We start from the raw sequence: 10,263 nt of genomic DNA, 5'->3' as shown, positions 1-10,263 counted from the left end.
ATGACCAATGGTGCCCACGTTTACGTGTGGTTTGCTACGCTCAAATTGTTCCTTAGCCATAATAACGCCTCAGTTTTTTAGCAAGTATATATACACAAAAAGGCAGCCCACCCGTCAAGGAAAGAACTACCTTCAATTAAAATCTTTAATGGTGCTGATAGGCAGATTCGAACTGCCGACCTCATCCTTACCAAGGATGCGCTCTACCGACTGAGCTATATCAGCGCACTAATGGAGCGGGTAGCGAGAATCGAACTCGCATCATCAGCTTGGAAGGCTGAGGTTCTACCATTGTACCATACCCGCAAAACCTAAAGGCTAACTCAACCGTACTGCTTTTAAGATTTGCCTGAAATAATGGTGGTGGGGGCTGGATTCGAACCAGCGAAGCTTTCGCGTCAGATTTACAGTCTGATCCCTTTGGCCACTCGGGAACCCCACCAAATTGTGGCGCAGATTGTGCCGCTACTTGTACTTAGTGTCAACAGTAATTCAATAAAAATTACATACTTTCAAACACTTAGTCGATACAACCTACTTTCTTCACGCATAAGAACTCAATGAAGAGGGCGCGCACTATACCCAAGTTTTAAGCGTTAGGCAAACCCGAATCACAATGAATTTGCAACCAAGACTGATCTTGTCCTTCCATTAGTCGCTCTCTGGTTTTTTCGGTCACTGGAGAGTCTAGCTTAACCGGTGCCATTACCCAGTATTGATTACGCGTTCGGGTTAACGGACGCACACTGACCTCTATGTTTTTTTGCGCCAACCTTTCAACCAAAGCATCCACTGATTCTTGTTTTGCAAACAATCCTAGAGATATGCCATTTTCTAGCTCGCCCTCTGTAATAACAAAACTGTCTATTTTGCGTTTTTGCAGTTCTTTCAGTTTACGCATTGCCTGCTTACGATTAGCCAATGGCGTCAAATAAACCCAGTACTCTTTTTTGATTACTTCAGGTCTGGCCTCTACTCTTGCTTCAATATCCATCGCCAGCATTCTTGCATAGAGATGCTTGGCATCTAATTCAACAGGATACGGCCCAACCGCCCAGCAAATCTGCCCTTGCTTAGATTCCTTTTTATCCTTTGTTTTAACCTGCGAATCAAACTCACTCACAAGACGTATCGGCGCAGCACCACTGGAAACAGACACATCAACATGATCACTGATTGCCACTTGGGCAGGTTTGGTGAATTGATAACCTAAATACGCAAGGTTAATCAGCAACAATGAAATCACAATTAATCGCATAATGACCTACTTTGAAAAATATGCCTGCACACCATCCAGCACCAAATCCGGGGTCAATGTAACTGGCTCTGTCAGTAAAGACGCCAAGGCTTGTGCATTTCCCCCTGTCATCCAAATGTTAGCTGTTGGCTGCAGATTATGATGCCGCTCAATCCAACTCACCACCATATCCTGAATCCCGTGATCCACGCACTGCTGGGTTGAATGCCCTGGCGCTCTACCGACCTGCCATTGCTGTTGAGCATGAACATTACTGGTTCCACTTAATAAACCGTTTTTCATCATATCGAACCCTGGGCAAATATAACCCCCAACATGACGCCCAAACGCATCCACAAAATCGATTGTTATGGCCGTACCTGCATCCACAATAATGTGTGCTTCATCTGGCTTAGTCGTCCAAGCAGCCAACATGGACAACCAGCGATCCACCCCCATTTTATGCGGATCTTCATAACTATTACTTAATCCGTGTTGAGACACCTGACTATGAGCAAACTGAGCCTGAGGAAACTGCTCTTTAATCCAATTTTTTTGCTCTTCATGCACACAACTCACCCAAACGGTTTCAACCAATGACCACCAGCTTGGTTTTTCCTTCGCAATGGCCTTTAGATCCAAGCCACTCTCATAACTACCACGATGATCACATAGTCGCCATTTTATTCTTGTATTACCTACATCTAATTCCAAACGCATGTTATACCCCTTACTTTAAGCGCAAACTCACTTCCCCTGCATTCACTACCTGAGTGCCAGAGTCTGTCGTCAATTGATATTCACCTTTATTGTTCACACCCCTGCCAATACCTTCAATATCACTAGAAGGTAGCAGTACTTTTAAAGGCTCCCCATGGAAGCAATCTGCCTCATTCCATTGCGCTTGCAATGGGGTAAAACCACGCTCATTAAACGCTTCCAATACATGGACCAGCTCTTTCACGATATCTGCTGTTAGTTGATTACGGCTCCCGTTGAACCCCAACTGCTTCAAACCGATTGCAGCCTGATCTAACTTAGCTTGATCTTGAGACTGCACATCTAAATTCAAACCCACCCCTATGACCACCTGACAGTTATCCGTTACGTCACCTGTAATTTCAATCAGTATTCCACCAAGTTTAGCGAATTCCCCTTTGTGCTTTACAAGAATGTCATTCGGCCACTTTAAGCCCGCCGCCTCAATGCCATGCTGCTTAACCACTTTATGGATAGCCAGTCCCACAGCCAAGCTTAACCCCTGAATAGCGGCAATACCTTTACCAAAAGGCCAAACCACAGAGAAATACAAATTACGCGCAAATGGACTAAGCCACTCTCGCCCACGACGACCACGACCAGAAGTTTGCATCTCTGCAAAACAAATGTGGCGCTGTGCCTGATTGGCTTCAGCCTTTTTCATCATGGCGTTATTGGTAGAATCTAGGCTAAGTGCCAACTCCACACTGGCAAAATTATCATAGGGAAATCCAGCTTGCTTTAGCGCGCCCTCTTCCAGTAATTCAACTGCATCTGGCAGGCGATAGCCACGCCCTTTCACCGAATGAAGCGGAATATTTAAAGCTTCTAATTTTTGCAACTGTTTCCAAATGGCTGCGCGGGATATACCCAATGCAGCGCCCAACTCTTCACCTGAGTGGAACTGCCCGTCAGCCAGTATTTTCATTAATGCTTGATTCATGCGCCTTCCCTAAGGTTTATTCTTGCCAGTTATCCAGCACTTCTTTGGCTGCTCGAAACCCTTCTTGGGCTGCTGGCGCACCACAATATACTTGCGCATGCAAAAACACTGCGGCAATTTCTTCTTTACTCGCCCCGTTTCTTAAAGCGCCACGAGTATGGCCCTTTATTTCAGTTGACGCTTTTAATGCCGTTAACATAGCCAGTGTCACTAAAGAGCGGGTTTTCAAGTCTAGATCATGTCTCAACCAAGTGGCGCCCCATGCATGCTCATTAATATTGTCTTGCATTGGTTGGCTTAGCTTGTCTGCAGCATTTAATGCGCGATCAACAAATTCATCACCCATTACCTTGCGACGTATTTTTTCACCATCTGACTGAGGCATAGCACCCTCACTGTTAAAACGTTGACTAATAGTAATCAAATTATCTTATGAAGGACAGGCAGCCCAATTTTCCATTTGATTTATATTCGCAAAAAATGAGCAGACATAAAAAAGCCCAGATAAATCTGGGCTTGTTATGCTGAATATTAATCAGATCTCAAAGCTATGACGCAATACTATGGTTTCTACACGGTCGGGGCCTGTAGAAATAATATCGATTGGTGCTTCAATGGCTTTTTCAATAAAGCGAATATAAGCTTTAGCATTTTCTGGTAACTGCTCAAGCTTATTAGCGCCCACTGTGCTTTCTGTCCAACCCGGCAGCTCTTCATAAACTGGAGTAATTTTTTCAAACTGATCAGCACTGGCAGGTACATTCATCATATTGCCGTCAGCGTCCTTATAGCCCACGCAAACTTTAACAACATCCAGTCCATCCAATACATCTAGCTTAGTCAAACAAATAGCATTCACTGAGTTTACGCGAATAGAGTGCTTAACCAATGCAGCATCAAACCAACCACAGCGACGAGAACGGCCAGTGGTTGTGCCTTTTTCATGACCAACCGTTGATAAGTGCTCACCTACCTCATCAAACAATTCAGTTGGAAATGGCCCTGAACCCACACGGGTAGTGTAAGCCTTGGTGATACCCATGATTTGATCCAAATACAATGGACCCACACCCGAACCACATGCCACACCACCTGCGGTTGTGTTAGACGAGGTCACAAACGGGTAAGTTCCGTGGTCAATATCTAGAAGTGTACCTTGTGCACCTTCAAACATAATGTCGCCACCAGCAATACGAATGCTATGCACAAGATCAACCGCATCAACGACGATATCTTTAATTTGTGCTGCCCAATCCATGCAAGATGCTAGGGTCTCTTCGTAACTAACTTCATCAACGTTATAGTAATTTTTCAATGAGAAGTTATGGAACTCCATTACTTCTTTTAATTTATCTGCAAATTCTGGCTGATAAAGGTCACCAACACGTAAACCACGACGTGCTACTTTATCTTCATAGGCAGGACCAATACCGCGACCTGTGGTGCCAATTTTTGCATTGCCACGCTTAATCTCACGAGCCTGATCTAACGCCACATGGAATGGTAGGATCAAGGGTGAAGCGTGAGATAAACGTAAACGTTCCATTACAGGTACGCCACGATCTTCTAATGCACGCACTTCTTTTAACAATGCATCCGGTGCTACAACCACACCATTACCAATAATGCACTGCACACCATCACGTAAAATACCGGAAGGAATTAAATGCAAAGCGGTTTTAACACCATCAATCACCAAAGTATGACCGGCATTATGGCCCCCTTGGAAACGCACAACCGCAGTTGCTTTTTCAGTGAGAAGGTCAACAATTTTGCCTTTCCCTTCATCACCCCATTGTGTACCTAGTACAACGACATTCTTGCCCATAGCTGGTTTTGCTCAGTAATAATTTGCTTAAAGAGTTTCCACAATCCACTGGTCATTCTTGAATACCAGTACCGAAGTGCAACCAATGGCTGCTGGGTCGTCAGTATTTGACAGCCCACTAATGACTCGTTTGCCTTGTGAGCGCAATTCACTCACCACAGACCAGTCCGCATCCACAGGTGCAAAAATGCCATCCTCAGTGGATACTTGTTTATTCACAATGCGAACCCATTGCTTGATGTCGGCGCTAAAACCAGTGGCCGCACGAGCACGACCAAACACCGCTCCCGTATCATCATAACGCCCACCTTGAGCAACCGCTTGACCGTGACCCGCCACATACGCAGCAAACACGATACCTGTGTGGTAATCAAAACCACGCAGCTCAGCCAAATCAATAAAGATATCAACTCCAGCAAAACGGGACTGCAAGGTAGAACATATTTCATTTAAATTCGCTAAAGAAGATGCCACGTCAGCCACATCTTCTAATACTTGAGCTTGCTCAATCACATCGGTTGAGCCGTTAAGTGTTAACAGTGAAATAAAGGCCTGTTGTAACTTTGGCTCTTTCACATACTGTTGCACCAACAGTTGGTACTCAGTGACCGATTTGTTATTTAAGTTTTCAAAAATTTGCTGTTCTGCTTCTGCGCTGAGTTCAGCTTGCGCTACTAACGCTTTATAAATACCCACGTGACCAATATCCAGATGGATATTATCAAGACCAGCACGCTGCATGCTCTCAACCATCAAAGATAGGATTTCAACATCAGCACACGGGCCAGACTCGCCAAACAATTCCGCGCCCACCTGCATAGGCGCACGAGAACTTAACAAAGATTTAGCGCGCGTATGTAAGACCGAACCACAATAGCTTAAGCGGTTTATGCCTTCTTTTGCCCAGCTGTGAGCATCAATACGGGCCACTTGCGGGGTAATATCTGCACTAACACCCATTAACCGGCCGGTTAACTGATCTGTCACCTTAAAGGTTTGCAGATTGAGATCACTACCAACGCCTGTTAGTAATGACTCTAAAAATTCTAATTGAGGGGGTACCACTAACTCGTAGCCCCAGTTAGAAAAGGTATCTAACAGGGTGCGACGCATGGCTTCAAGCTGCTTTGCCTCTGGAGGCAAGAGTTCTTCGATACCGTCGGGCAACAACCAGCGATCGGCTTGATTCATACTGAACTCGCTTTTATCTCTAGGTAACTATCATTAAAAGCCCTACACCACAGAGCATACTCATTAGGCCTATGATGCGCATCGTTTTATCGTCCATCGCGGCCATTTGAGCCACCAAGCGACGCCAGCGATTAGGATACAAGAAAGGGATTATCCCTTCGAGTACCAACACTAGACTAAATGCGATCAGAAGTTGTTGCCATACAGAGCTGTCTATCATTAGGGTCACTACTTTTGCGCTTTATCATCGTGATGGCGCGCTTTACAGTACGTCCTGTACATAAAAAAACCGGGGATTAGCCCGGTTTTGCGAATTCTACACGTTTTTAGTGATAGATGTAAGATTAGAAATGTAAGACGTGAAATGCAAAATAGCCTGCACGTCTTCCATCTAACTTCTCACATGCTATTTACCTTTAGTGCTCTTCATATACTTGAAGAAGTCACTGTCAGGCTTCAGCAATAACACGTCTTCTTGGCCATTGAAGGTTTCTTCATAGGCTTTTAAAGAACGAGTAAAGGCATAAAACTCAGGATCACGGTTAAAGGCTTTGGCATAAACACCAGATGCGGTAGCATCACCATCACCACGTGTAACCTCTGATTCTTTATAGGCATTAGCCACTAACACCGTTTTTTGACGATCTGCGTCTGCACGAATACCTTCCGCCAGCTCTTTACCTTGAGAACGAAGTTCACGAGCTTCACGCTCACGTTCGGCCGACATACGGCGGTATACGTTGTTCATCAAGTCATCCGGTAGATCAATTCCCTTAACACGTGTATCTAGAATCTTAATACCAAATTGACTTTCAGATTGCTCGTTAAGTACTTTTGTTAGATGAACCATTAATTCATCACGCTCACCCGATACCACTTCTTGCACAGTACGGTTAGCAAACTCAGCACGAATACCATCGTTCACTAGGTTAGCTAGTAAGCTTGCGGCTCTCCAGCGGTCACCCGATGTGGCTCGATAAAAGTCCAGCACGTTTTCGATACGCCATTTTACAAAGCTATCGACGATTAAGAACTTTTTACCTGCCGTTAGGAAACGTTCAGGGCGGGCATCCAAGGTTAGGATACGAGCATCGAACTTTTTAACGTTGTCGATCATTGGCACCTTGATATGAATACCCGGCTCTATGTCGGCTTCAATGATTTCACCAAAACGCAATGTAATAGCTCGTTCTGTTTCGTTAACCATGTACAAGCTGGATGAACCAATCAAAATCACAATGGCAGCGATAACGCTTAAGGCAATAGACTTAGGACTCATTATCTGCCCTCCCTTACACGGTTAGCTTGACGCTGACGTAATTCTTCAACAACACGATCAGCAATACCTGAAATATCCGATTCAGACGCGCCACCAGCAGAACTCTGTGAACTACGAGATTTTTCCATGATCTTATCAAGTGGCAAGTACATCATATTGTTACCCCCTTCCACATCCACTAGCACTTTACTGGCATTGCCGTAAACCTTACTAATGCTGTCTAGGTATAGACGCTCACGAGTTACTTTTGGAGCTTTGCGATATTCGGCATGCAACTTAGTAAAACGATCCGCTTCACCTTCTGCTTGTGCAATCACCTGCTCTTTATATGCATTGGCTTCTTCAAGCATACGCTGAGCTTTACCACGAGCCTCAGGCACGATGGTATTGGCATAGGCTTCTGCTTCGTTCACATAACGTTCTTTGTCTAACTTAGCACTTTGTACATCATCAAACGCTGCTTTAACTTGTTGCGGGGCAGTGGCATCTTTGATGTTCACTTTGTCCACTTCAATACCGGTTTGATAGTTGCTCATGTATGTTTGTAGGCGATCACGAACATTCGCTGCTAGTAAGGTACGACCACTGGTTAAGATTGGGTCCATGTTCGTTGAGCCCACTTCATGACGAAGTGCCGATTCAGCTGCGTGTAATAATGATTTTTCAGGATCTTCAACACGCAGAGAGAATGACACTGGGTCCACAACTCGGTATTGAACGTTCATGGCAACTTCTACCACGTTTTCATCTTGCGTTAGCATCAACTCTTTAAGTTCAGCATTACGCACATTAGTAACGTTAACCGCAGTAACAACTTCAATGAAAGGGATAACAAAACGTAAACCCGGCTCAAGTGTGCGGTCATATTTACCAACACTCAGCACAACGCCACGTTGTTGTTCATCAATTGTGTAAACGGATTTAAAACCCAGTACCACAATTAAACCAATAAAAATGAGACCAAAAAATCCGCCAGCACCCGGCCCAGCATTACCCCCTGTGCCACCTCCTGATCCATTTGATTTTTTGCCACCAAACATGCCGTTTAGCTTGTCCATTAATTGTTTTAAGGCTTCATCTAAATCTGGTGGTCCTTGGTTACCACCACGATTGTTGTTGCCCCACGGGTCTTTGTCGTTATTATTGTTGCCGCCACCCGGCTCATTCCAAGCCATAAAGTACTCCGTTTTTATTTATCATTTTTTAAATCATAACTGTTTGCATTTTAGTATGCGACAAACAGTGTGTTTATTCTTGCCAAAATTCTTTTTCTTGAGGAATAAAGCGATCTGCTGGAATTCCCACCCGAGATAGAAGCTTGAGCATATCTTCTTTTTCTATACGTATGTCTAAGACAAACTGACCATTTTCATCGATATTTTCATTTAATATGGCCCCTAGCTCATAAAGCATAGCCCTTAAATGGCCCTCATTAGGTGATAATTCAATGGTTTGCTCAAACAAATTTTTGGTTAAGACTTCACCAATCACTTGATTGATTAATTCCAACCCTTGATTCTGCTGAGCACTAACCCATACCCGCCAAGGCATGCCTGTTTCATCACGATCAATACGGGGCTTTTGTCCCGGCATGAGATCTATCTTATTAAATATTTGAATAGTTGGACGCTCTAACGAATCAATCTCATCAAGCACAATCTCAACTTGCTCCATATTTAATGCACGATCATCATCTGCACAATCAATCACATGCAGAAGTAAATCCGCTTCTTGTGTTTCTTGCAAAGTTGCCTTGAATGCTTCAACTAATTTATGAGGCAAATGACGGATAAACCCTACAGTATCCACCAAAACTACTTCCCCTAAACCTTGTACAGGCAAACGCCTAAGGGTTGGATCCAACGTAGCAAATAACTGATCCGCAGCATAAACCTCTGCGTTGGTTAGCGTATTAAATAACGTAGACTTACCCGCATTGGTGTAACCCACCAAGGAGACAGTAGGTGTGGCCGAGCGTTTACGTGCTCGACGGCCTTGATCACGCTGAGATTGCACTTTTTGCAAACGCTTATGAATTTGGTTTTCACGATCACGCAGAATACGACGGTCAGCTTCAGACTGAGTTTCCCCCGTACCACGCATGCCATAACCACCTTTTTGTCGATCAAGATGCGACCAACCGTGCACTAAGCGTGTTGCTTGGTATTGCAACTGAGCCAACTCAACTTGCAGTTTACCTTCATGGGTACGAGCCCGTTGTGCGAAAATATCTAATATTAAGCCCGTACGGTCGACAACTCGGCATTCTAACTCAACCTCTAGGTTGCGCTGCTGACTTGGGGACAAAGCATGGTTAAACAGTACTAATTCTGCTTCATAGAACTCAACCGCTTCACGTAGCTCTTCTAGCTTACCCTTACCAATATAGGTTCTAGGATCTGGCGCGCTGCGTGTTCCGGTAATGATGGATAAGGCTTCAAGCCCAGCACTTCGCACGAGCTCTTCAAATTCGCGAGGGTCTTCCCTTTCGTCGCCTTCAGGGAAGTCAATGTGGACCAGTACTGCACCTTCGCCACTATCAGGACGATCAAAAAACAAGGTCTACCTCAATCTAAATAAGATCATTTAAAATTAGCTAAAGCTCTTTCAAATGATGGAATAACAAAATAGCCCGACGATAGACACCCTAAAGCGCCAATCGTGCGAGCTATTTTAAGGAAAAGAATTATTCTTCGTCTTTTTCGGCTGGCACTAAACGTACATTACGTGATGGTACAACAGTCGATATCGCGTGCTTGTAAACCATTTGGCTCACTGTATTTTTTAGCACGATGACAAACTGGTCAAACGACTCAACCTGACCCTGCAGTTTGATTCCGTTTACCAAGAAAATGGATACAGGAATACGTTCTTTACGAAGCGCATTCAGGTAAGGGTCTTGTAGGGAGTGCCCTTTTGACATTATATTTATCTCCTGATGATTGAGCTTAACGCCCATGCCCTATGCATATGTGCGCGGACTATGCCACAACTATGGCCTGTGATTCCACTATTTTCAAGGCAGA

At 44.4% G+C, this 10,263-nt stretch carries 11 protein-coding genes and 3 tRNA genes; all 14 read right to left on the bottom strand.

Translation table 11 applies throughout. The annotated features are described in order from the left end of the window. Window positions 1-149: 149 nt before the first annotated feature. Window positions 150-225 (bottom strand) — tRNA-Thr (locus tag ABWV45_RS15365). A gap of 7 nt (window positions 226-232) precedes the next feature. After that, window positions 233-306, bottom strand: a tRNA-Gly gene (locus ABWV45_RS15360). Between the two features lie 52 nt (window positions 307-358). Further along, window positions 359-442 (bottom strand) — tRNA-Tyr (locus ABWV45_RS15355). Window positions 443-589: 147 nt separating this feature from the next. Further along, entirely contained in the window at window positions 590-1,258 is a 669-nt protein-coding gene (locus ABWV45_RS15350) for an SPOR domain-containing protein (RefSeq protein ID WP_353352604.1), read from the bottom strand. Window positions 1,259-1,264: 6 nt separating this feature from the next. Beyond that, window positions 1,265-1,957: a type III pantothenate kinase gene (locus ABWV45_RS15345; RefSeq protein ID WP_353352603.1), complete on the bottom strand. Its 693-nt coding sequence runs from the start codon at window positions 1,955-1,957 to the stop codon at window positions 1,265-1,267. Between the two features lie 10 nt (window positions 1,958-1,967). Beyond that, complete coding sequence (birA, locus tag ABWV45_RS15340; protein WP_353352602.1) at window positions 1,968-2,939, bottom strand: bifunctional biotin--[acetyl-CoA-carboxylase] ligase/biotin operon repressor BirA; 972 nt, start codon at window positions 2,937-2,939, stop codon at window positions 1,968-1,970. 16 nt (window positions 2,940-2,955) lie between these two features. Continuing rightward, on the bottom strand, window positions 2,956-3,324 hold the full coding sequence (locus tag ABWV45_RS15335; protein WP_353352601.1) for a carboxymuconolactone decarboxylase family protein: 369 nt from the start codon (window positions 3,322-3,324) through the stop codon (window positions 2,956-2,958). 150 nt (window positions 3,325-3,474) lie between these two features. Continuing rightward, a complete protein-coding gene (locus tag ABWV45_RS15330) occupies window positions 3,475-4,767 on the bottom strand; it encodes an adenylosuccinate synthase (protein ID WP_353352600.1) in 1,293 nt (430 codons plus the stop codon). Between the two features lie 27 nt (window positions 4,768-4,794). Next, window positions 4,795-5,958: an ATP phosphoribosyltransferase regulatory subunit gene (locus ABWV45_RS15325; protein ID WP_353352599.1), complete on the bottom strand. Its 1,164-nt coding sequence runs from the start codon at window positions 5,956-5,958 to the stop codon at window positions 4,795-4,797. A gap of 19 nt (window positions 5,959-5,977) precedes the next feature. Then, window positions 5,978-6,178, bottom strand: a complete 201-nt coding sequence (locus ABWV45_RS15320) for a DUF2065 domain-containing protein (RefSeq protein WP_353352605.1) — start codon at window positions 6,176-6,178, stop codon at window positions 5,978-5,980. A 186-nt stretch (window positions 6,179-6,364) separates the two neighbouring features. Next, window positions 6,365-7,237, bottom strand: coding sequence for a protease modulator HflC (gene hflC, locus ABWV45_RS15315; protein WP_353352598.1), 873 nt, complete (start codon window positions 7,235-7,237; stop codon window positions 6,365-6,367). Further along, window positions 7,237-8,412 (bottom strand): FtsH protease activity modulator HflK, encoded by a 1,176-nt coding sequence (gene hflK, locus ABWV45_RS15310; RefSeq protein WP_353352597.1) that lies wholly within the window; start codon window positions 8,410-8,412, stop codon window positions 7,237-7,239. The genes hflC and hflK overlap by 1 nt, the downstream gene beginning before the upstream one ends. A 73-nt stretch (window positions 8,413-8,485) precedes the next feature. After that, a complete protein-coding gene (hflX, locus tag ABWV45_RS15305; protein WP_353352596.1) occupies window positions 8,486-9,796 on the bottom strand; it encodes a ribosome rescue GTPase HflX in 1,311 nt (436 codons plus the stop codon). Between the two features lie 127 nt (window positions 9,797-9,923). Continuing rightward, window positions 9,924-10,160 carry an RNA chaperone Hfq gene (gene hfq / locus ABWV45_RS15300; protein ID WP_353352595.1) on the bottom strand — a complete coding sequence of 79 codons (237 nt, stop codon included), beginning with the start codon at window positions 10,158-10,160 and terminating at the stop codon, window positions 9,924-9,926. Window positions 10,161-10,263: the final 103 nt, after the last annotated feature.

This window comes from Oceaniserpentilla sp. 4NH20-0058 (assembly GCF_040371755.1).
In the GTDB taxonomy this organism is placed as follows: domain Bacteria; phylum Pseudomonadota; class Gammaproteobacteria; order Pseudomonadales; family Oceanobacteraceae; genus Bermanella.
Note: the sequence above shows the minus strand (reverse complement) of the source record. Positions and strands in the feature narration are given on the sequence as shown.

What these genes read in the sequence shown, in the direction of transcription:
- ABWV45_RS15350 (WP_353352604.1), bottom strand. Translation starts at nt 1,258, where the DNA reads ATGCGATTAATTGTGATTTCATTGTTGCTGATTAACCTTGCGTATTTA.
- hflK (WP_353352597.1), bottom strand. Translation starts at nt 8,412, where the DNA reads ATGGCTTGGAATGAGCCGGGTGGCGGCAACAATAATAACGACAAAGAC.
- hflC (WP_353352598.1), bottom strand. Translation starts at nt 7,237, where the DNA reads ATGAGTCCTAAGTCTATTGCCTTAAGCGTTATCGCTGCCATTGTGATT.
- ABWV45_RS15320 (WP_353352605.1), bottom strand. Translation starts at nt 6,178, where the DNA reads ATGATAGACAGCTCTGTATGGCAACAACTTCTGATCGCATTTAGTCTA.
- ABWV45_RS15325 (WP_353352599.1), bottom strand. Translation starts at nt 5,958, where the DNA reads ATGAATCAAGCCGATCGCTGGTTGTTGCCCGACGGTATCGAAGAACTC.
- ABWV45_RS15330 (WP_353352600.1), bottom strand. Translation starts at nt 4,767, where the DNA reads ATGGGCAAGAATGTCGTTGTACTAGGTACACAATGGGGTGATGAAGGG.
- birA (WP_353352602.1), bottom strand. Translation starts at nt 2,939, where the DNA reads ATGAATCAAGCATTAATGAAAATACTGGCTGACGGGCAGTTCCACTCA.
- ABWV45_RS15345 (WP_353352603.1), bottom strand. Translation starts at nt 1,957, where the DNA reads ATGCGTTTGGAATTAGATGTAGGTAATACAAGAATAAAATGGCGACTA.
- hfq (WP_353352595.1), bottom strand. Translation starts at nt 10,160, where the DNA reads ATGTCAAAAGGGCACTCCCTACAAGACCCTTACCTGAATGCGCTTCGT.
- ABWV45_RS15335 (WP_353352601.1), bottom strand. Translation starts at nt 3,324, where the DNA reads ATGCCTCAGTCAGATGGTGAAAAAATACGTCGCAAGGTAATGGGTGAT.